This is a genomic window from Lysinibacillus sp. NPDC093688 (assembly GCF_050280145.1).
Taxonomy (GTDB): Bacteria; Bacillota; Bacilli; order Bacillales_A; family Planococcaceae; genus Lysinibacillus; species Lysinibacillus xylanilyticus_B.
In genome coordinates, this window is record NZ_JBNNUX010000013.1 from 67,413 (window position 1) to 88,469 (window position 21,057).

The 21,057-nt window shown below is 37.7% G+C and carries 20 protein-coding genes; 18 read left to right on the forward strand and 2 right to left on the reverse strand.

All coding sequences use genetic code 11. The annotated features are described in order from the left end of the window. Positions 1-140: 140 nt before the first annotated feature. The 12 genes from ACQKN2_RS12260 (at position 141) to ACQKN2_RS12315 (ending at position 12,631) form a co-directional block, all read left to right on the forward strand. The gene (locus tag ACQKN2_RS12260) at positions 141-956 is read left to right on the forward strand and encodes an undecaprenyl-diphosphate phosphatase (RefSeq protein ID WP_427415228.1); all 816 of its coding nucleotides are present in this window, start codon (positions 141-143) and stop codon (positions 954-956) included. Positions 957-1,587: 631 nt separating this feature from the next. Next, positions 1,588-2,940 carry an exodeoxyribonuclease VII large subunit gene (xseA, locus tag ACQKN2_RS12265; RefSeq protein WP_427415229.1) on the forward strand — a complete coding sequence of 451 codons (1,353 nt, stop codon included), beginning with the start codon at positions 1,588-1,590 and terminating at the stop codon, positions 2,938-2,940. Positions 2,941-2,942: 2 nt separating this feature from the next. Further along, positions 2,943-3,176 (forward strand): exodeoxyribonuclease VII small subunit, encoded by a 234-nt coding sequence (gene xseB / locus ACQKN2_RS12270; RefSeq protein ID WP_427415230.1) that lies wholly within the window; start codon positions 2,943-2,945, stop codon positions 3,174-3,176. A 3-nt stretch (positions 3,177-3,179) separates the two neighbouring features. Beyond that, positions 3,180-4,061, forward strand: a complete 882-nt coding sequence (locus ACQKN2_RS12275; RefSeq protein WP_427415231.1) for a polyprenyl synthetase family protein — start codon at positions 3,180-3,182, stop codon at positions 4,059-4,061. A 164-nt stretch (positions 4,062-4,225) separates the two neighbouring features. Then, complete coding sequence (dxs, locus tag ACQKN2_RS12280; RefSeq protein ID WP_427415232.1) at positions 4,226-6,127, forward strand: 1-deoxy-D-xylulose-5-phosphate synthase; 1,902 nt, start codon at positions 4,226-4,228, stop codon at positions 6,125-6,127. Beyond that, on the forward strand, positions 6,127-6,945 hold the full coding sequence (locus ACQKN2_RS12285; protein WP_427415233.1) for a TlyA family RNA methyltransferase: 819 nt from the start codon (positions 6,127-6,129) through the stop codon (positions 6,943-6,945). Before dxs ends, ACQKN2_RS12285 begins: the two co-directional genes overlap by 1 nt. 100 nt (positions 6,946-7,045) lie before the next feature. Beyond that, complete coding sequence (gene ahrC / locus ACQKN2_RS12290; protein ID WP_427415234.1) at positions 7,046-7,495, forward strand: transcriptional regulator AhrC/ArgR; 450 nt, start codon at positions 7,046-7,048, stop codon at positions 7,493-7,495. 35 nt (positions 7,496-7,530) lie between these two features. Then, a complete protein-coding gene (gene recN / locus ACQKN2_RS12295) occupies positions 7,531-9,222 on the forward strand; it encodes a DNA repair protein RecN (protein ID WP_427415235.1) in 1,692 nt (563 codons plus the stop codon). Positions 9,223-9,342: 120 nt separating this feature from the next. Next, the gene (locus tag ACQKN2_RS12300) at positions 9,343-10,290 is read left to right on the forward strand and encodes a SpoIVB peptidase S55 domain-containing protein (RefSeq protein ID WP_323647059.1); all 948 of its coding nucleotides are present in this window, start codon (positions 9,343-9,345) and stop codon (positions 10,288-10,290) included. A 348-nt stretch (positions 10,291-10,638) separates the two neighbouring features. Next, on the forward strand, positions 10,639-11,430 hold the full coding sequence (gene spo0A / locus ACQKN2_RS12305; RefSeq protein WP_323647058.1) for a sporulation transcription factor Spo0A: 792 nt from the start codon (positions 10,639-10,641) through the stop codon (positions 11,428-11,430). Positions 11,431-11,589: 159 nt separating this feature from the next. Beyond that, positions 11,590-12,000 carry a site-specific integrase gene (locus tag ACQKN2_RS12310; protein WP_427415236.1) on the forward strand — a complete coding sequence of 137 codons (411 nt, stop codon included), beginning with the start codon at positions 11,590-11,592 and terminating at the stop codon, positions 11,998-12,000. A gap of 289 nt (positions 12,001-12,289) precedes the next feature. Continuing rightward, entirely contained in the window at positions 12,290-12,631 is a 342-nt protein-coding gene (locus ACQKN2_RS12315; RefSeq protein ID WP_323647055.1) for a hypothetical protein, read from the forward strand. A gap of 462 nt (positions 12,632-13,093) precedes the next feature. Here ACQKN2_RS12315 and ACQKN2_RS12320 read toward each other — a convergent pair whose 3' ends face one another. Then, positions 13,094-13,522: a DUF3139 domain-containing protein gene (locus ACQKN2_RS12320; protein WP_427415237.1), complete on the reverse strand. Its 429-nt coding sequence runs from the start codon at positions 13,520-13,522 to the stop codon at positions 13,094-13,096. Between the two features lie 299 nt (positions 13,523-13,821). Here ACQKN2_RS12320 and ACQKN2_RS12325 point away from each other — a divergent pair, with 299 nt between their 5' ends. The 4 genes from ACQKN2_RS12325 (at position 13,822) to ACQKN2_RS12340 (ending at position 17,327) form a co-directional block, all read left to right on the forward strand. Continuing rightward, the gene (locus ACQKN2_RS12325) at positions 13,822-14,202 is read left to right on the forward strand and encodes a PH domain-containing protein (RefSeq protein WP_427415238.1); all 381 of its coding nucleotides are present in this window, start codon (positions 13,822-13,824) and stop codon (positions 14,200-14,202) included. A 278-nt stretch (positions 14,203-14,480) separates the two neighbouring features. After that, a complete protein-coding gene (locus ACQKN2_RS12330) occupies positions 14,481-14,672 on the forward strand; it encodes a hypothetical protein (protein WP_323647050.1) in 192 nt (63 codons plus the stop codon). A gap of 365 nt (positions 14,673-15,037) precedes the next feature. Beyond that, positions 15,038-16,609: a DUF342 domain-containing protein gene (locus ACQKN2_RS12335; protein WP_427415239.1), complete on the forward strand. Its 1,572-nt coding sequence runs from the start codon at positions 15,038-15,040 to the stop codon at positions 16,607-16,609. After that, positions 16,602-17,327, forward strand: a complete 726-nt coding sequence (locus ACQKN2_RS12340; RefSeq protein WP_427415240.1) for a glycerophosphodiester phosphodiesterase — start codon at positions 16,602-16,604, stop codon at positions 17,325-17,327. The genes ACQKN2_RS12335 and ACQKN2_RS12340 overlap by 8 nt, the downstream gene beginning before the upstream one ends. 131 nt (positions 17,328-17,458) lie before the next feature. Here the strand turns inward: ACQKN2_RS12340 and ACQKN2_RS12345 are convergent, their stop codons facing one another. After that, positions 17,459-17,695 carry a DUF2627 domain-containing protein gene (locus ACQKN2_RS12345; protein WP_079561768.1) on the reverse strand — a complete coding sequence of 79 codons (237 nt, stop codon included), beginning with the start codon at positions 17,693-17,695 and terminating at the stop codon, positions 17,459-17,461. 597 nt (positions 17,696-18,292) lie between these two features. Here ACQKN2_RS12345 and ACQKN2_RS12350 point away from each other — a divergent pair. Then, complete coding sequence (locus ACQKN2_RS12350) at positions 18,293-19,387, forward strand: Glu/Leu/Phe/Val dehydrogenase (RefSeq protein WP_323647042.1); 1,095 nt, start codon at positions 18,293-18,295, stop codon at positions 19,385-19,387. A 108-nt stretch (positions 19,388-19,495) separates the two neighbouring features. Further along, positions 19,496-20,923 carry a dihydrolipoyl dehydrogenase gene (gene lpdA, locus ACQKN2_RS12355; RefSeq protein ID WP_427415241.1) on the forward strand — a complete coding sequence of 476 codons (1,428 nt, stop codon included), beginning with the start codon at positions 19,496-19,498 and terminating at the stop codon, positions 20,921-20,923. Positions 20,924-21,057 lie beyond the last annotated feature (134 nt).

A 21,057-nucleotide genomic window follows, 5' to 3' on the forward strand; every position in this document is an offset into this window, starting at 1 on the left:
ACTCTTTATAAAAAGCTATCTCAATTTTTATTGAGGTAGCTTTTTTGTATGATTTACTTTCTAAGTATTTCGAGAACTTTTGCGCTGTTTTTAACGTCTAATATAACGTTTGGGTCATACATATTAAGAGGGAGGTTTTTATGGAAAACATAGATTTAATACTTATCATCAAACATATTATTATCGGTCTTGTGCAAGGATTTACAGAGCCAATTCCTGTATCATCGAGTGGACATGTTATGATTGCAAGTGAAATTCTTGGTCTTGGTGAGCAAGGTTTTACATTTGCTATTTTAACGAACACAGCTTCTTTACTGGCTATTGTCTATATTTATCGAGAGGATATTGTCCGACTCATCACAAATTTTTTCCTTTATCTTAAAACAGGAGAGAATCGTTATAAAGCGGATTTCCGTTTTTCCATATTCATTGTGATTGGTTCTATTCCAGCGGGCATTTTAGGTGTTTTATTAAGCGATGTTATTGCGGATAATGTTAGTATGACAACGATTGCGCTTATGCTATTTGTGACAGGTATTGCCCTATGGCTAATCCGTAATATGCGTGGTACAAAAAAGGATGCGGATTTGACTGCCAAAGACGCCATCATCGTAGGTCTTGGTCAAGCTGTAGCATTAACACCTGGTATTAGTCGTTCAGGAGCAACCATTATTTCAGCCATTGCAGTTGGTATGAAACAGGAAACCGCTTTGCGATTTTCCTTCATGCTTTATATTCCTGTAAGTCTTGGCGGGGTTGTCCTTGGGGTTTCAGATTTTTTAGATGAGCCAAATAAAGGTGCATTAGCAATTCCTTATGCTGCGACATTTATTGCGACATTATTTATGACTTATTTTGCAATGCGTTGGTTTATGGGAATCATGAAAAGCGGCAAGCTAAGCTACTTTACATATTATTGCTTCCTTGTAGGTACGCTTCTATTAATATTTTATTAATTTTAAAAGCCTCGTAACTTTATTAAGTTGTGAGGTTTTCTTGTTGTTGAAAAAATGAAATGGTAGGTAATTCTTCGTGAATGTCGTAGCGTTTAAATGCGGAGGATTACCGTTCTAGGCTACTCACCATAATCGAAAAGAATAGACTTATAACAGTGATATGATTGTACTTTTACTGTTTCTACTGCTATGTTTTCACTTAAATACTGTCGTACAGAAAATATATGTTGCAGCACTTTCCATCGCTTTTGATTCTATCCGTCACTTCGTCTTCATACCGTCGCTTTGGCAGTTCAATCCGTCGTTCAGGCAGTTCTTACCGTCGCTTTGACTGTTTTATCCGTCGCTCAGGCAGATCTATCCATCACTTCGTCTTCATCCAGTCGCTCTAGCCATTCAATCCGCCCCAGGAAAGCGCTCAGTCGGAACGGAAATCAACCCCTCGTTTTGTCGAAAAGACATACTTTACCTAATACGAGATCTTAGAATATGTTATAGTAAGGTTTTCAATTCTATGAAAGACAGTCGTTTTTTCAAGCGAAACTGCATTTTGGCACGTCAGGCACAATAAAAAATGGTATGATAGGTGTAGTTTTGTGAAAAACTTGATTTTAGTAAAGGAGCCGGAAAAATGACATCTGCTTCTTATTTAACTGTAAAAGCGTTAACAAAATATATTAAACGGAAATTTGATGCTGATCCGCATTTACGTGAAGTCTATGTAAAGGGAGAGTTATCCAATGTCAAGATTCATCAATCAGGGCATATTTACTTTACATTAAAGGATGATGGAGCACGAATTGCGGCTACAATGTTTAAATCAGCAGCCGGAAAGTTGGCGTTTGAACCTAAGGACGGTATGCAAGTATTTATCCGTGGGGATGTAAACGTGTACGAAGGCTACGGTACATATCAATTGTATGTACAGGAAATGCAACCAGATGGAATCGGTAGCTTGTTTGTTGCCTTTAACCAGCTGAAAGAGCAGTTACAAAAAGAAGGGCTTTTTAAACCTGAGTGGAAACAACCAATTCCAAAGTTTCCGGAGAAAATTGGTGTTTTAACGTCGACAACAGGTGCAGCCATTCGAGATATCTGTACAACATTAAAGAGGCGCTATCCACTTGCTGAAATTCTCATTTATCCTACCCTTGTACAGGGAGCACAAGCAGCGCCAAATATTGTTCACAATATTGAGCGCGCAAATATCGATGCAAGTTGCGATGTATTGATTGTTGGGCGAGGCGGTGGATCGATTGAGGATTTATGGGCATTTAATGAGGAAGTTGTCGCACGAGCGATTTTTGGAAGCCATATCCCTATTATTAGTGCGGTAGGTCATGAAACGGATACGACTATAGCGGATTATGTAGCTGATTTGCGTGCACCAACACCAACGGCTGCGGCTGAAATGGCTGTACCTGATCAACAGGATTTATTTCAGAGGGTACTTACACAAAAATCACAACTCCATCAAATAGTAAGAGCGCAACTTATGGCAGAACGACAACGTCTAAATAAGCTCCAACAATCTTATCCGTTGTCAATGCCAGAACGTCTATATCGACCTTTTACGGAAAGGCTAGCACAGCTTGAGTCGGGATTGCAAAAAGCAATGCAGGTCGATTTGATGAAGAAAACAGCGCAGTTTCAACAATTACGTAGTGCGGTAGAGCAGCACTCACCGAAAAAGGCTTTAGCTTTCCATCAACGAGAGCTAGAAGCACATGTCCAACAATTAAATCGTGCTACAACGCATTATGTAACGAAGCAAAAACAACAATTTGAGGCAACCGTCAGAACTTTAGAAGCATTGAATCCGCTTGCCATTTTAACAAGGGGCTTTACGGTAGCTTATAAAGATCATCAAATGTTAAAATCATCAGCTGATGTAAAGCCACAGGATCAATTAACACTTTCCTTCCATGATGGAAAGGTTATTGCTGATGTGGTAAAGATCTTGCCAAAAAATGAGGGGGAATAATTGTGGCAGAGAAACAACAAACTTTCGCAGATGCTATGACGGCACTTGAGGAGATTGTCCGTCAGCTAGAGCAAGGTGATGTGCCGCTAGAAAATGCGATTGATTTATATAAACAAGGAATGGAGCTTTCACAATTTTGCCATAGCAAGCTACAAAATGCTGAAGAGCAGTTAATTTCTATTGTCCAAGAGACAGGTGAAACTACAGTATTTGATCCACTAAAGGGAGAGAACTAAGAAATGAACGAGCAATTAAAGCATTTTATTGAAAGCAACATACCGCAAGTTGAAGCTGAAATGTTTGCACTAGTTGAGAAAATTGACGCACCAGCCAATTTAAAAGAATCAATGCTTTATTCATTAAAAGCTGGAGGTAAACGTATTCGCCCTCTTTTTGTATTAGCTGTTCTTGAACTATACAATCAGAATTTAAAAGATGGTTTAACTGTAGGATCAGTCATTGAAATCATCCATACGTATTCGTTAATCCATGATGATTTACCAAGTATGGATAATGATGATTTCCGTCGAGGTAAGCCAACAAACCATAAAGTTTTTGGCGAGGCATTAGCGACACTTGCAGGTGATGCATTGAATACACTTGCGTTTGGCATTTTAGCACGCATGGATGTATCAGCTGAAAAACGTATTGAGCTTGTCAATCTGTTAAGTGAAGCAGCTGGTGCAGAAGGTATGGTTGGGGGGCAAGTACTCGATATAGAAGGTGAAAAGCGTCAGCTGAACATAGCTGAGCTTGAGCATGTCCATATCAATAAAACGGGCGCTTTATTACGATTTAGTATTGAAGCGGGAGCGGTGTTAGCTGATGTAACGCAAGAAAATCGCGAAACTTTAAAAGAATATGCGCATCATATCGGCCTCGCCTTCCAAATTCAAGACGATATTTTAGATATTGAGGGAACTACAGAAGAACTGGGAAAAACTGCTGGTAAAGATGTAGCAAGTGATAAAAGCACATACCCAGCTCTGTTAACTTTAGATGGGGCAAAAGAAAAGCTTGCAGAGCATTATCAGCATGCTAATAACGTATTAGATAAATTGCAAGTAGATGCCAGCTTATTACGTGATTTTGCAGCCTATATTGTTCATCGTAAAAACTAGGAGAAAAACGAGGCGCTAAAGGCATAGAGTATGCTAGAATAGGTGAGGGCGTTTGCCAATGTGCAAACAATAAAGAGTTCGTACTTTTAGCATATTGATAACACTGTTATAATGGTGGAAACACAATTACGGTGAATAATTTATTGAAAAGGTGTGTGAGAAAGGTGGATTTAAATAAGATAACTAGTCCAGCCTTTTTAAAAAGCTTAGATAGGAAGGGGCTTGAGCGACTTGCGCAAGAAATTCGTGCCTTCTTAATCGAAAAATGTTCTGTCACGGGTGGTCATATCGGACCGAATCTTGGTGTTGTGGAGCTAACGATTATGCTCCATAAAATGTTTGACAGTCCACAAGATAAGTTTTTATGGGATGTTGGCCACCAAGCTTACGTGCACAAAATTTTGACAGGTCGTGCAAATCAATTTGACACATTACGTCAGTTCAAAGGGCTTTGTGGTTTTCCAAAGCGTGTGGAGAGTGAACATGATGAGTGGGAGACAGGTCATAGCTCGACATCTTTGTCAGCAGCTATGGGTATGGCAGCAGCACGTGATATCAAAAAAGAAAAGAACTTCGTGATACCAATTATTGGAGATGGAGCTTTAACGGGTGGTATGGCACTAGAGGCATTAAACCATATCGGTCATGCTAAAACTAATATGATTGTCATTTTAAACGATAATGAAATGTCAATCGCTCCAAACGTCGGAGCGTTACACAATGTATTGGGACGTCTTCGTACAGCCAAGGAATATTCAAAAGCAAAAGAAGAACTGGAATCCCTCATGAATAAGATTCCTGTGCTAGGCGGTAAACTTGCTTCAACTGCTGAGCGTGTCAAAGATAGCTTAAAATATTTAGTGGTATCAGGTGTGTTCTTTGAGGAGCTAGGCTTTAAATATCTAGGACCGATTGATGGACATGATTTCGAAGCTCTTGAGGCAACTTTATCACAAGCTAAAAAAGTAAAAGGGCCAGTGCTTGTTCATGTGATTACGAAAAAAGGCAAAGGTTATAAACCTGCTGAAGATGATACAATCGGTAATTGGCATGGGACAGGTCCTTATAAAATTGAAAACGGTGCCTTTGTAAAATCAGAGGCGAAAGGTCCAGCTTGGAGTAGTTTGGTTGCCGATACTGTTCGTAAAATTGCTCATGAGGATAAACGAATTGTCACAATTACTCCTGCAATGCCAGTGGGCTCGAAACTACAAGGCATCCAAAAGGATTTCCCAGAGCGTTTCTTTGATGTGGGAATTGCTGAACAACATGCAGCCACGATGGCAGCAGGTCTAGCAACACAAAAAATGAAACCATTTTTAGCCATATACTCAACATTCCTTCAACGTGCTTATGACCAAGTACTACATGATATTGCACGTCCAAACTTAAATGTCTTTATAGGAATTGACCGTGCAGGCTTAGTTGGCGCAGACGGTGAAACACATCAAGGTGTATTTGATATTGCGTTCCTTCGCCATATCCCAAATATGACAATTATGATGCCAAAAGATGAAAATGAAGGTCAACATATGGTGAAAACAGCCATTGAATATGATGGTGGTCCAATTGCATTACGTTATCCACGAGGTAACGGTATAGGCGTTCCGTTAGATGATGAGCTTAAGACGTTACCAATTGGTAGCTGGGAAGTGTTACGAGAAGGTAAGGATGCTACGATCTTAACCTTTGGTACGACGATTCCAATGGCAATGGAAGCAGCCGGTATTTTAGCACAGCAAGGTGTAGAGATAGAAGTAGTCAATGCTCGTTTCATTAAACCAATGGATGAGGATATGCTTCATCGTATATTATCAAGCGGTAAACCAATCTTAACGATTGAAGAGGCAGTTCTACAAGGTGGTTTTGGTAGTGGTGTATTAGAATTTGCCCATGACCATGGCTATTTAAGTGCACTGATCGATCGTATGGGTATACCAGATCATTTTATTGAGCATGGTAATGTAGATCAGCTTCTCGCTGAAATTCACATGACTTCTGAAGATACAGTGGCACGTTTGCATGTGTTACTTCAACAAAAACAGCAAGTAGGTTTGAATAAATAATGACAAAAATTCCAAAAGAACGTGTAGACATTTTACTTGTAGAGCGTGGGCTATGCGAAACCCGAGAAAAAGCAAAGCGCTCTATTATGGCAGGGCTAGTTTTTTCTAATGAAATACGCATCGATAAGGCGGGGGAAAAAATCGCTATAGATGCACCACTACAAGTAAAAGGCTCGGATATAAAATATGTTAGCCGTGGCGGCTTGAAGTTAGAAAAAGCGCTACAAATTTTTGATATGTCTGTAGAGGGGAAGCTAATGCTAGATATTGGCTCCTCTACAGGAGGATTTACCGATTGTGCATTACAGCACGGTGCAAGACATGGCTATGCATTGGATGTTGGTTCCAACCAACTAGCATGGAAAATCCGATCTGATGAACGTGTAACTGTCATGGAAAAAACAAATTTCCGTTATACGACAGCGGCAGACTTAACAGAGGGCTTACCAGACTTTGCAACAATTGATGTCAGCTTTATTTCATTATCACTTATTTTACCTGTCTTAAAAACATTGTTAATGCCAGGTGGCGATGTAATGGCACTGGTAAAGCCTCAGTTTGAAGCTGGGAAAGAGAATGTAGGTAAAAAAGGCATTGTTCGCGACAAAAGAGTACATTTAGAAGTTTTAGAAAAGACAGCTACAATGGCGACAGAGGTTGGCTTTGTCGTTAAGGATGCTTCGTTTTCGCCAATTACAGGAGGCGAGGGGAATATTGAATTTTTATTCCATTTAGTGAATCCTATTGGTGATGAAGATATCTCTGCATATACAGCTTTTAATACACTCGTTGAAGAAGCGCATAGTGCACTAAAATAACACGTGCTCGTTTATAGAGCCGTGTTTTTTCTTGTGCTTTTATGTTTAAAATGGTAGTGTAAATATACAAATATTCAACTATTTATAAGAGGTGACCGAGATGAATAAAGGACAACGACATATACGAATTCGGGACATTATTGCCAATCATGAAATCGAAACGCAAGATGATTTAGTCGATTTTTTAAAAGATGCAGGCTATAATGTGACACAAGCAACAGTATCACGTGATATTAAAGAACTTCATCTTGTTAAAGTACCTTTACAGGATGGACGCTATAAATATAGCTTACCCGCAGACCAACGATTCAATCCTATACAAAAATTACATCGTGCGTTAGCTGATGCTTTTGTCAGCATTGACGGTGCATCACACTTTTTAGTTATGAAGGCTCTTCCTGGTAATGCCAATGCTATTGCATCATTACTTGACCATTTAGATTGGCCTGAAATTTTAGGGACTATTTCTGGAGACGATACTATTTTAATTATTTGTCGTGATGCAGATGAGCGTGAAAATACTAAAAATCGCTTATTAGACATGCTATAAAATAGCAGGGTAATTTGATACAGAGGTGACATTTTGTGTTAAGAGAGCTTAGTATACGAAACTTTGCCATCATTGAGGATTTAACGGTAAGTTTTTCAGGTGGTTTAACTGTTTTAACAGGTGAAACAGGGGCAGGAAAATCCATTATTATCGATGCAGTGCATTTACTTGCTGGCGGACGAGGAAATACCGAATTTATTCGTCATGGAGCTAAGAAGGCTGAATTAGGTGGTTTATTCCAAATTTCAAGTTCTGGGCATCCTGTTCATAAGAAACTTGAAGAGGCAGGCATTGAAATTGAAGAAGATACCATTATTTTACGCCGTGATTTAAATGATTCTGGAAAAAGTGTTTGCCGAGTAAACGGTAAACTTGTGCCATTATCTGTTTTACGTGATATTGGGGCTAGCCTTATCGATATTCATGGTCAGCATGAAAATCAAGAATTAATGGATGAGAAACAGCATATCAATTTACTTGATCATTTTGCCGAGGAGCAACTTACACCAATTCAAGAGGCGTACAGTTCTAAATATGATGAATATCGTTCACTAAAAAAAGAATTAGCTTCAATTTCGATTGATGAGCAGTTAATGGCGCAACGTATTGATTTGTACCAATTCCAAATGAAAGAACTGGAGGATGCCAATTTAAAGCTTGGCGAGGAAGATGAGCTTCTTGATGAACGTCGCCGTCTAATGAATTTCAATAAGATTTTCGAACGCTCCAGTGCAGCTTATGAAGCAATTCAAGGTGAATCAAAGGGTCTTGACTGGATTGGCAATGCCATGGGAGCCTTAGAGGATGCTGCCACTGTTGACGAACAATTTAAAGAGGCATCCGAATCTGTCACTACTGCATTTTATGCGTTACAAGATGCAGCGTACCAGGTCAAAAATGTGTTGGACGAATTAGAATTTGATCCCGCTCGTTTAAATGAGGTTGAGCAACGTTTAGCTTTATTACAAAATTTGAAGCGCAAATATGGCTCAACAGTTGAAGAGATTTTAGCGTATTACGATAAAATTAAAACAGAGCTAAATGAGCTTTTAAATCGAGACGAAATTTTGCAAGTGAAAGAACGAAAAGTGCTGGAAATGGAAGCGGTACTTGATGAGCTTGCTGCAGAACTTTCTACTGTTCGAAAGGAAGCTGCACATAATTTAAGTGAAGCTATTATGGCTGAACTGCGTGAATTACATATGGAAAAAGCAAAATTTATTGTTAATTTTGATGAATTACCTTTCTTTGATGCGAACGGAAAAGACCAAGTAATTTTTTACATTTCTACAAATGTAGGCGAGCCGCCAAAATCTTTGCCGAAAATTGCTTCTGGTGGAGAATTATCGCGTATGATGCTTGCGTTAAAGACGATTTTCTCATCCTCAAATGGCATTACATCTATTATTTTTGATGAGGTCGACACAGGTGTAAGTGGTCGCGTAGCGCAAGCAATCGCAGAAAAAATTGCAGCAGTATCCATTAACTCTCAAGTATTATGTATTTCGCATTTACCACAAGTGGCTGCGATGGCCGATCATCATTATTTTATTAAAAAAGAAGTCGAGCATGATCGAACATTTACGTCATTGCTGGAAATAGATACGAATGCTCGTATCGAAGAAGTCAGTCGCATGATATCTGGAGCGGAAATTACTGATTTAACATTGCAGCACGCAACAGAGCTCTTAAAAATGGCAAATGAACGAAAAAAACAAATGAGATAGCAAAGAATCCAGAAACAGTTTGTTGTTTCTGGGTTTTTTCTTTTTGCGCAAATATTTACCGCTTATAAGAATGCCACAACAACACATAGTAAAAAGACAAAAACAAAAAGGAGGTGTCGTATGTATCGTCGTTGGCGTCAATTTGTCATTTTGCCTATGCTCATTGTTTTATTATTCATGCCTGTAAAGGTTTTTGCCGCAAAAAAGCTTATTCCGATGGGCGAAGCAATTGGAATTCAACTTCAGTTATCACATGTGTTTGTAGCGCATGATGTGCTATTAGCTTCCAATCAATGGATGAAAGGAGGCGCTGTTATTGAAAAAATAAATGATATTTCTGTAAAAACGCTTTCAGATGCCAAAAAAGCTGTTGCTCGACAAGGACAACAGAAATGGACGATAAAAAATGAAGGAAAAGAAGTGACACTTGAGTTACAGGAGCAAGAAGCTGAACATGTTATTTCCTTTCTAAAAGATGAAACAGATGGAGTAGGAACATTGACATACATTGATCCAGAGACAAAAAGTTACGGTGCGTTAGGCCACCAAATCGTTGATTCAACCTTACAAGAAGCCCCTATTTTCCATGCTGGCTCCATTTTTTTAGCTTCGATTCAACAAATTCGTAAAAGTATACCTGGTCAACCTGGCTATAAAATATCCTCCATTGAAAAACATCAGGATCGATTAGGGAGTATAGATAAAAATACAGTTTATGGAATTTTTGGCCGTTGGGAAGACGGTTATCAACAAAGTTTACCTAAAGCAATTGAAATTATGCATGAAAAGGATATAAAAGCAGGGAAAGCGGAAATCTCTACGGCGATCGAGGGCAGTAAGGTGGAAACTTTTTCAATTGAAATTACAAAGGTTGAAAATGAACGCCTTGAATTCATAGTCACTGACAAAAAGCTCATTGAAAAAACTGGTGGTATTTTGCAGGGAATGAGTGGCAGTCCTATCATTCAAGACGGTCGTTTTGTAGGTGCGGTTACGCATATGTTTGTGGAGGAGCCGAAAAAAGGAGCAGCCATTACTGTAGCGGAAATGTTAAAAAAATCATCTTAAATGAAGGAGCTGCCTATAGGTAGCTCCTTACTTCATTCCTTCATGAAAATATATTGTTCACCAAGTATTTCGTTTATTTATGAAGCGATTAGCGATACTTAAAAAAAACTGTAGTTTTATCTCCATTTTTTCACTAAAATAAATAGTATAAGCATTCGAAGCTTTGTCAGTTATTTATCATAACTTGTCGATATTGAAAGAAAGTATCGGACTACATACTCATTTTTGGAAATAGAAAAGGTTTTTAAAACAAAAATGTCGAAAATTCCACAGTGTGCAAAAAAAAGCATTGGGGTAGGTAACGCTTTGAGGTGATATTCGAAGCAAAGTTCAGAAGGAGGAATTTAAATGACAAAGGTTAAAGTAGCGATTGCAGATGATAATCGTGAGTTATTAAAAACGATGGAGCAGTATTTTCAAGGGCATCCAGAAATTGAAATCATTGCAACTGCTTCAAATGGGAAAGTTTGTTTACAAATGCTTGAGGAATTCACACCAGATATTTTATTGCTAGATATTATAATGCCACATCTTGATGGGTTAGCTGTTTTAGAGTCGATGTATCAAAATGAAAAAATGTCATCCATTCAAGTTATTATGTTAACTGCATTTGGTCAAGAAGATGTGATGAAACAGGCAGTAGACTTAGGAGCATCCTATTTTATGCTAAAGCCATTTGAATTTGATCAATTGGTTCAAAAAATCTTACATTGTGCTGGACAGAAGGCAACACTTCCTAAAAAGACAAGTGTTTTACAACCGGCGGCACCTCAAAAATTAAATCAGCATCAATTAGATAGCACGATTACAGCCATTATTAAAGAAATCGGCGTTCCTGCACATATTAAAGGTTACTCTTATTTGCGAGAAGCTATTCAAATGGTATTCGAAGATATCGAGTTATTAGGCTCTGTGACGAAAATTTTATATCCAGAAATTGCTAAAAAATTTAATACAACGCCATCACGAGTTGAACGTGCGATTCGTCATGCCATTGAAGTCGCATGGAATCGTGGCAATTATGAATCGATTTCGTCGATGTTTGGGTACACAGTGCATCATTTGAAGTCGAAGCCGACAAATAGTGAATTCATTGCCATGATTGCTGACAAGATTCGTATCGATATGATGGCTAGCTAATTGTTGATGTGACTGGGATTACAGGACTTATTTAGAGAGAATTCATTGAATTTATACCGACTAACTACTGAATTCATATAACTAATGTTAATTAATTGAATTAAATTATGAAACACATTCATTTATGGGGAATTCCCGTTCATGGAGGTGTTTTTTTTTATGACTTATTTCGATATTGAAATATACCGTTTTATGTTTGATTGTGCGGCAAAAGGTCTAGCTGTAAAAACAATGAAGTCATATGAACAAACATTAAAGCTATACGCAAAATGGATGTTTGATGAATTTGAAATTGATTCACCAAAAAATGTAAAGGCAGAGCATTTGAGAAGTTATATGAGAAGTTTATCAGAGCGTGGTAAATATGAATTGACAGTCGCTGACAAACCGAATATCAATCCAAAAGCTAGAGAAGATTTTGGAAAGAAAATATCCAAGACTACAATTGCAAATTATACACATAATATAAAGGTGTTTTTCGCTTACTTGTATCAAGAACAAGTGATTCATACTAATCCACTGAAAAACGTTAAGAACGTCAAGCTAGAGCGTAAAATGAGGGTATGCTAGAGGATAATGAACTTAAATAATTCTTTAAAGCGTTTGATGTGACAAAGTTTGACCAGTACAGGGATTAGGTAATAGCACGTTTGATTTTAAAGGAATCGATATATGACTGACCAGGTAGGCATACACAACCTGGGGAATATTAGTGAATATGTAGTTGGGAGTTAAATTAACCTAGTGGAAATTGAGGATTATTTAGGACAGTTGTTGATGGATAAGATCAATCTCAGTTGGAGAAAATATTTGTGAACTTAAAAACATGTTCAAATTTCAAGGATTGGGAGGACTAAATATGTCATCTGAAATGGGAGATATACATCGTACTGGTCGAGACATTAACGACGTAATAGTACATTTTGGTGGGCAAGCTGAGAGTGTTTTTAGTTCATTGGCTGAACAAGGTCGAGTTTCAATACAAAAGAAAGCAGACGAATTAGCTGCACAGTATCTTGAAAGTAATCCTAACCCAGACTATTATGATTGTGTTGAAATTGTAGCAGAGGGAGTTTTTACAGCAGGGAACGAAATAAAGGCAAGCAGTGGTTCTTGGGGAGAATCAGTAGATGCAGCACTTGATGCTGGTGTTGGAACTCCAGCAGCGAAAATAGCTTGTAAAAGAATAACGATGCATTAATTTTTGAAAAAGCATAGGCGTAAATGATCTGCCCCGTAAAAGTTAGACATCAATCTAACTTTTACGGGGCAGATCAAAAAAGCTTATGCTTTTTGATATTTATTGATTTCTTTTATCCTCTCCTCAAACATAAAAAAGAAGAATCGATTTCTCAATCCTTTCAATAGGGGGTGTCTGATTGAGCTAGCTACGGAAGTGATTGGGGACGCATAAGAAAAGGACTTGTGTGTAATTTTACGCACAAGCCCCTAGATTGATGTGTGATGGCTATTGTTTCTATTGTTGAAAGGGAGATAATCGTCCCTGTTAACGTTTTAATTAATTTCTTCCAATAATGTGGATTGTCTTTTTAATTGCCTAGTTGTGCTAATAGCAAACCAAATAATAAAAATAATTGGACCTATGTAAAACAACAATCCGAAAATCGAAACAAAGCTAAATAAAATATTTCCTGAATTATAACTATTCACAACTCAAATCCTCACTAACTCCAAAATTTCCCTTACATCCAAATTGTAACATAGCACCCTCAAATATATCAGTAACACCATCCGGTGAAAGTATGTCTTTTTCACAAAATTGCTGAACTTGTTTTCCTTTTTTAGTTATTCCATAATAATAGGTTGTATTCGGCTCATCTTTAAAAATAACCATATAATGTCCGTGATAAAAATCTTTATTTATTAAGTACTTTGGCTCAACATAATGTGATTTTTCAATTTTTTCGTCTGTATATCCCTTCTCTTCCAAGTATTCTGGAACATACTTATTAGCGATGTATTTTGTATATGGATTACCATTGTTTAGCACATAAATAAAACCCATTGGAATAGCAATGACAATAATAGCAATTAGGATACTAATTGTAATATATATCTTTTTTTTCTTCATTTTACGTCATCCTTCTTTAGTGTGTTTCATCCTTCTCTTTAAAAGGCTTTGTTTAGCTTATTGAAAAATAAAAATACCCCCTATTATTCCGAGTAAAATTGAAGCTACAAACCATTTGCTCAATTTAGCCAATAAAGAAACTCTTTTAGTGTAATTTTACACTATTTTAGTATTTAGTCAATTAGGAATTCTGCTTATTTGCAGTTTTAAATAGTATCATTTAACGGAGTTGTGTTGAATTTATGGAAAAATAATCTCATATTTTAAATGGAGGATGGACATTTGGAGGGGGAATTAAGATGGGGTTATTTGATGGGATAATAGGGAATGCAAGTGAAGTTAATCTAGAAAAATTAAGGGAAGAAGTTAAAGGTTTATTAACACCTAATGAAACAATTAAGAATGCTTACAAAATAATAAGAGACACGTTTATTTTCACGGATAAAAGACTTATTTTAATCGATAAACAAGGAGTAACTGGAAAGAAAACGCAATATCATTCAATTCCATATAAGAGTATTCTTCATTTTTCAGTTGAAACGGCAGGAACATTTGATCTAGATGCAGAGTTGAAAATTTGGGTTTCAGGTAGTGAATTACCGATACAGAAAAGCTTTAATAAATCAACTAACATATATAAAATTCAAAGTGTGTTAGCGGAACATGTATTAGGAAAGTAATAAATTAAACGATCAACAATGCTGTTGATCGTTTATCGTATTTAATTAAACTTATTTCAGCGTGTGTCCAAACAGACCGCCACGTCCAGTGGCAATTTATCTGTGCGAAAGCAACACATGACTTAGTGAATAACATCGTGTTGTTGCTGACACTTCGCTTTCGCACAGAAAAACCCTTTGCTGCCGCTGCGTTAGCGCTTTCGTGCAAAAGACATTTGTTGGTCAAAAGCCTCCGGACGCAAGTATTCCGAGGTATAATTGATTTGGGGTGATAACATATGAAAAGTGTAAACATACAGCTTGACGAAAAAAACTCGTTAGAAATAACGCAGATAGAAGATAATTTATTTGAAGTGCGGCTTGGAATGAATGGAAGCATGAGCGTTTACTATATGACACGTGAGCAGCTCCAAAACTCTGATCAATTAGGCGCTCATCTTCGCATTGAGTCTATTCTGGAGAAAGATTAGGAGCCATCACGCAACTCTGTATAAACGGTTTTCGAGGCATATTTATTTAGTATTGAAGACCTAAGTATGATTATAAAAATTATGACAGATATAGTATCTATTATTTAAGTTAGTTAAAGATTTAGTGAATTTCCTGATTGGTAACAGTGAAATTTATACAATGTGGACAGTGAGATTTTGAAGATTGAGTAAAACATTACTTTTTTATAGTATAAATAGACTAATGATGATATGGAAATGAAAATCGAGGGGATACGTATTGCTTATTAAGTATGTATGTGTTCTTTCTGAGGAGTGACAATTGTCTCTAAACAAATGTAAATAGATTGTATATACTTACAGTTAGAGGGAAGGAGGAGGTAGCTTTGATTCTAGTTCGAAATGATAAATTCGAAATAACGGAAGAAGATGGCAAAGTATATATGATTACTTACAGTGCCGGTTTTCCATTAAAAGAATTTGATAGTATTTTACGAAGTCATCCCCGATTCAAATTATCAAATTTTTCAATATTAAAAAATGTCTTAGCAACTGAAAGCACAAGCCTTGTTGAAATTGGACGCTGGCTTCCTAATGTTGAAGCTGAAGTTGCACGAGATAAAATGTCTGCCTCGATATTCGTCTATGAAACACATGATTATATCCTAAAGAATAAAGAGAAATTAACGGAACAAATTTTGGAAACTATCGGAAATGAAGGGATAATTCATGGAATATTAAATTTTGATATTTCTAAGATTGAGACAGGAAAAGCATTTTTAATTGCTCAAGGTACACAACCAAAAGCAGGAACAGATGCACAAATTACATACTTACCTAAACCAGAGAGAAAGCCAGTAATTCGCGAAGATGGCAAAGCTGATTATTATGACATGAACTTTATTTCTGAAATATCCGAAGGTTCGTGGTTAGGCGAGAAAATCCCTGCGACATTAGGTAAACCAGGGGAAAATGTACTAGGCGAAATGATGGCTGCAGTACCAGGTCGTGATTTTCCTATACGATATGATAAAAAATCGGCTTATGAGGTGGAAGAGGACGGGAAGACTGTCATCCGTTCGAAAATAGCTGGTGTATTAGATGATGTCAAAGGCATGATTGGTGTTAATAGACATTTGCCAATTCATGGAGACGTTGGCGTTGAAACAGGGAATCTCGAATTTAATGGCTCTTTAAGCATTAAAGGAACAGTTACATCAGGCTATACAGTCATTGCTACTGGAGATATTTCCATCGAGGGTGCCGAAAGTGTAAGCGGTGCCAAACTTATTAAATCCATAGAAGGTGATGTCTATATTCGCGGAGGGATTTTTGGTCTAGGATCAACGCTTGTGGAGGCAGGTGGCAATATTTTCGTTAAACATGTCAATGATGCGAATCTAGTTGCAGCTGACAGCATTCATATAGGATTTTATGCATTGGGATCCCAGCTTTCTGCCCATTCTATCTTTGTGGATGAACGAAAAGGGAAAATTATTGGGGGCCGTGCAGTAGCCAAAAATACAATCGTTACGGCCGTCTCAGGAAATCGATTAGAGCGCCGAACTGATTTAATCATCGAAAGCGTCAATAAACAAGAAAGCAATTCTATTATGCAAGAGAAGGCGGGAGAGCTTAAGCAACTACAATCAGAAATTGCTGAGCATGAGGGGAAAATTAAAAGCTTATTGCCACTCCTTAACCAAATGTCTAAGGAGCAGATAGCTGCATTTGAGGGTACAAAACAAATCTTAGCAAAATTGAAAGCGGATGCAGTGACCATTGATCGTGAGGTTAAACTAATAATGGATGAAATGCGTCATGCTGGAAAAGAGGAGATTATTGTGACGAAGGAAGCGTATCCTGGTACCTATATTCAAATTGGCAAAAAATCATCCTTATTAAGTAAGATTCAAAAGGGGAAATTTCTTATCGAATTTGGTGAGTTAAATGCTTAGTGAATCTTTTATTCCTGTATTTGCACATCGTGGGGCATCAGCGTATGCACTTGAAAATACTTTGAAGTCTTTTGAAAAGGCATTAGAGCTAGGGGCAGATGGAATTGAATTAGATATCCAGCTTTCAAAAGATGGCATTCCAGTAGTGTTTCACGATCCACAGCTGTCAAGATTGGTTGGCATCAATAAGCTTGTGAACGAATGTACGAAGGAAGAGCTAATAAGCTTTAAACTTGGGAAGCCGTGGAGACGATTATTTTCAACGTATAAAATTCCGACGTTTGAAGTTGTTTTAGCATGGGCAAATTCTCAACAGTTCCCCCTTAATATCGAATTAAAATCAACACTCCTTGACAATAAGAGCGCACTTATTCAAATGCTTCATGGGCTTACTTTGCCTGTTGGTAGTCATTTTTCATCGTTTCACTATGAGCTTCTAGAGATTGTGAAACAATATAAGCCAGACTATGAAACAGCACTTATTGCAACGAAAAAATTAAAATGGGATTTGCTTAGTGATTACAAAGCGATTGATAGTGTTCATATGCATAAAAGGTATTATAAACCAAGATATTTAGAGGCTTGTGTAGCGAGTGATAAAACATGTCGTTTTTATGCAATTGATGGGAATGAAACATTTTTAACGAATCCACATCCTTCAGTAATTGGTTGGATTACTGATTTTCCTGATAAAGTAATTGAGAGACAACAACGCTAATCAATTTCTCCTTGACGAAATCGTTGCTGACTCTTTGCTTTCGCTACAGATAAACAGTGAGCTGACGCTTTTGAATGAATATAAAAATAGCTATCCAATAAGTCTGTTGAGACTTAATAGGATAGCTATTTTTATTTTTTTTGGAAGCGCGGAGCCACTTTTCCATTTTTTCGATCGCGGTGAAGTAAAAATCCTGCGAAAAAGCCAAAGCCTATAACAAAGAGAATAATGCCAACGACAAATTGTAGCCATAAAAATGGGAAAGGTGAGATGAGCTTACCAAATAATGTATCACGCATAAATTTAATGCCACCTGCAGCCATAAGACCTGGAATAAGCATTACTATAAATGCAGCAAAACGAGCCATGCATGTCCCTCCTTATTCCTAAGTTTAATTGTACCTGTGGATATTGGAATGTCAAGAAACGTTGTAAAACTATGGAACTAATCAATGCAACAAAAAGTCGGACGTAACACAGAAGCTCTAACTGAATCTTTAGAAAATTCTTACTTAAACAAGAAAATGTAATAATAGTTGCTAAATTGTGAAATTGTCAGTATTGTAAAATTAAATGGAGCAATATTATCCATTGTTAAACAATTTTAAATTCTTTCAGCTGGTGTCCAAATACCTGTACCTGTCGCTACACTTTCGGTACAAAAGATATTTGCTAAAAGAATTTAAAGCCTCCGGCGGATGTCACGGAATCAGAAAAGAAATCTTAGGGGATGTTAGCCTAAAATCATCGCATTCATGCGATAACGGCTAACTGACCTGCATCGGTAATAACGCCACGTCCTGTGGCATTACCGTAATGACCGACATCGTGTCGGCCCTGGTGCAGGCCTAAGCACAAAGCCGATTCCGGACGCAATTATGCCGAGGCATAATTGATACATTAACTATACTGAATTGGAATAGGCATTTGGGGATGCACTTTCCAAAGCAAAGGGGCGAGTTTTTATGGAAATCTTCAAGTATATGGAAAAGTATGATTATGAACAATTGGTATTTTGCCAAGATGAAGCATCAGGGTTAAAAGCGATTATCGCTATCCATGACACAACACTTGGACCAGCATTAGGCGGGGCACGTATGTGGACATATGCATCAGAAGAAAATGCGATAGAGGATGCATTGCGTTTGGCACGAGGGATGACCTATAAAAATGCTGCAGCTGGTTTAAACCTTGGCGGTGGAAAAACGGTTATTATCGGTGACCCATTTAAAGATAAAAATGAAGAAATGTTCCGTGCACTAGGACGTTTTATCCAAGGGCTTAATGGTCGCTATATTACTGCAGAAGATGTAGGTACAACAGTGACAGATATGGATTTAATGCATGAGGAAACAAATTATGTAACGGGAATTTCTCCTGCTTTCGGTTCATCAGGAAATCCTTCGCCAGTAACTGCTTACGGAGTTTACCTTGGAATGAAAGCAGCAGCAAAAGAAGCGTTTGGATCTGACTCATTAGAGGGGCGTACTATTTCTGTACAAGGTCTAGGAAATGTAGCTTACAAGCTTTGCGAATATTTACATAATGACGGTGCAAAACTTGTTGTTACAGACATTAATCAAGCGGCAATTGATCGAGTTGTGAATGATTTTGATGCGACTGCTGTAGCACCAGAGGAAATCTATTCACAGGAAGTGGATATTTTCTCACCTTGTGCATTAGGTGCGATTTTAAATGATGAAACGATTCCGCAACTAAAAGCAAAGGTTATCGCAGGTTCTGCCAATAACCAACTACAAGATTCTCGACATGGTGATCATTTACATGAATTAGGAATAGTTTATGCACCTGATTATGTAATTAATGCCGGTGGAGTAATAAATGTAGCTGATGAATTATATGGATATAACCGTGAACGTGCAATGAAGCGTGTCGAAGGCATTTACGATAGCATCGAAAAAATCTTCGCGATTTCTAAACGTGATGGTATACCGACATATGTCGCAGCTAATCGTTTAGCAGAAGAACGTATCGCTAGAGTATCAAAATCTCGTAGCCAATTCTTAAAAAATGAAAAAAATATTTTACACGGTCGTTAAGAACCGCTTATTCGTTGAAAGAAGTCGCATAGTCGACTTCTTCTAACTTTATCGTAAATTAATAGATTACATGAATGTTTAGCATTTTTCTCACAAGGGGGAATCCATATGGCTCAAAACTATGATGTTGTCATTTTAGGCGGAGGTACAGGAGGCTATGTTGCTGCAATTCGAGCTGCACAGTTGGGCTTAAAAACAGCTATTGTCGAACGTGAACGACTAGGTGGAACATGCTTGCATAAAGGCTGTATACCAAGTAAGGCCTTACTTCGAAGTGCAGAAGTGTATCGTATGGCAACTAAAACTGCAGCTGAATATGGTGTTGATATTGAAGGAGTTACATTGCAATTCGACAAAGTGCAAGAAAGAAAGCAAGCTATTGTTGAGCAATTGAGCCAAGGTGTGAATACACTGATGAAAAAGGGCAAAATAGACGTTTATCAGGGAATAGGGCGGATTTTAGGTCCATCCATTTTCTCACCGATGCCTGGCACTATTTCAGTTGAAATGAGTAATGGCGATGAAAATGAAATGCTAGTTCCAACAAATGTGGTGATTGCTACTGGATCAAAGCCAAGAGGAATGGCGGGACTAACGGTTGACGGTAAATATGTGATGAGCTCTGATCATGCATTGGAAATGGAAGAACTGCCAAAGTCGTTGTTAATTGTTGGCGGAGGAGTTATTGGAATTGAATGGGCTTCGATGCTTTGCGATTTTGGGGTTTACGTTACGGTCATTGAATATGGGTCATCTATTTTACCTGCAGAGGATGCGGATGTTGTAAAAGAAGTAACAAAGCAACTTGAAAAAAGGGGTGTCCGAATTGTGACGAACGCTCGCTTAGATTCAGGAAGCTTTAAAATTGAAAATGATAACGTTTTCATTTCTGCAAAAGTAAATGATAAGGATGAATTATTCGAGGCAGATAAATTATTGCTTTGTGTTGGACGTGAAGCCAATACACAAGGTATTGGCATAGAAAATACAGAAATAGAAGTAGAAAATGGATTTATCAAAGTCAATGATTCGTATCAAACGAAGGAATCACATATGTATGCCATAGGGGATGTTATCGGTGGTTTACAATTAGCGCATGTTGCCTCACACGAAGGGGTATCTGCTATTGAGCATATTGCAACGGGTAAAACAGAGGGGCTTGATGTTCTAAATGTTCCAAAATGCGTTTATTCTTACCCTGAGGTTGCAAGTATTGGCTTAACAGAAAGGGATGCGCGAGAGCAAGGTTATTCATTGAAGGTTGGTAAGTTTCCGTTCAAGGCGATTGGAAAAGCACTAGTTAATGGAGAGACAGATGGCTTTGTAAAAATCGTTGCAGATGAAGAAACGAATGATATTTTGGGTATTCATATGGTAGGACCACATGTGACAGATTTAATTGGAGAAGCATCGCTTGCTAAATTATTGGATGCAACGCCTTGGGAAATAAGTCAGGCCATTCATCCACATCCGTCACTAAATGAGGTGCTAGCAGAATCAGCGTTAGCAGTGGATCATCGCGCCATTCATTTATAAGATTCATAGTTTCGTAACTAAAGTCTAGTAGGATCAAAACAAAAATCTGTTCTTGATTAAAAGGTAGATTGGTATAAAAGCGCATAAAGAGGAAGGTGACGTCGTTCGTGGAAAACGCCCTTTCTGGAGTGGGA

What these genes read in the sequence shown, in the direction of transcription:
- ACQKN2_RS12285 (WP_427415233.1), top strand. Translation starts at nt 6,127, where the DNA reads ATGACAAAAATTCCAAAAGAACGTGTAGACATTTTACTTGTAGAGCGT.
- ACQKN2_RS12350 (WP_323647042.1), top strand. Translation starts at nt 18,293, where the DNA reads ATGGAAATCTTCAAGTATATGGAAAAGTATGATTATGAACAATTGGTA.
- xseA (WP_427415229.1), top strand. Translation starts at nt 1,588, where the DNA reads ATGACATCTGCTTCTTATTTAACTGTAAAAGCGTTAACAAAATATATT.
- ACQKN2_RS12260 (WP_427415228.1), top strand. Translation starts at nt 141, where the DNA reads ATGGAAAACATAGATTTAATACTTATCATCAAACATATTATTATCGGT.
- lpdA (WP_427415241.1), top strand. Translation starts at nt 19,496, where the DNA reads ATGGCTCAAAACTATGATGTTGTCATTTTAGGCGGAGGTACAGGAGGC.
- ACQKN2_RS12275 (WP_427415231.1), top strand. Translation starts at nt 3,180, where the DNA reads ATGAACGAGCAATTAAAGCATTTTATTGAAAGCAACATACCGCAAGTT.
- ACQKN2_RS12315 (WP_323647055.1), top strand. Translation starts at nt 12,290, where the DNA reads ATGTCATCTGAAATGGGAGATATACATCGTACTGGTCGAGACATTAAC.
- ACQKN2_RS12325 (WP_427415238.1), top strand. Translation starts at nt 13,822, where the DNA reads ATGGGGTTATTTGATGGGATAATAGGGAATGCAAGTGAAGTTAATCTA.
- ACQKN2_RS12345 (WP_079561768.1), bottom strand. Translation starts at nt 17,695, where the DNA reads ATGGCTCGTTTTGCTGCATTTATAGTAATGCTTATTCCAGGTCTTATG.
- spo0A (WP_323647058.1), top strand. Translation starts at nt 10,639, where the DNA reads ATGACAAAGGTTAAAGTAGCGATTGCAGATGATAATCGTGAGTTATTA.
- ahrC (WP_427415234.1), top strand. Translation starts at nt 7,046, where the DNA reads ATGAATAAAGGACAACGACATATACGAATTCGGGACATTATTGCCAAT.
- ACQKN2_RS12310 (WP_427415236.1), top strand. Translation starts at nt 11,590, where the DNA reads ATGACTTATTTCGATATTGAAATATACCGTTTTATGTTTGATTGTGCG.
- ACQKN2_RS12300 (WP_323647059.1), top strand. Translation starts at nt 9,343, where the DNA reads ATGTATCGTCGTTGGCGTCAATTTGTCATTTTGCCTATGCTCATTGTT.
- ACQKN2_RS12330 (WP_323647050.1), top strand. Translation starts at nt 14,481, where the DNA reads ATGAAAAGTGTAAACATACAGCTTGACGAAAAAAACTCGTTAGAAATA.
- ACQKN2_RS12340 (WP_427415240.1), top strand. Translation starts at nt 16,602, where the DNA reads ATGCTTAGTGAATCTTTTATTCCTGTATTTGCACATCGTGGGGCATCA.
- ACQKN2_RS12320 (WP_427415237.1), bottom strand. Translation starts at nt 13,522, where the DNA reads ATGAAGAAAAAAAAGATATATATTACAATTAGTATCCTAATTGCTATT.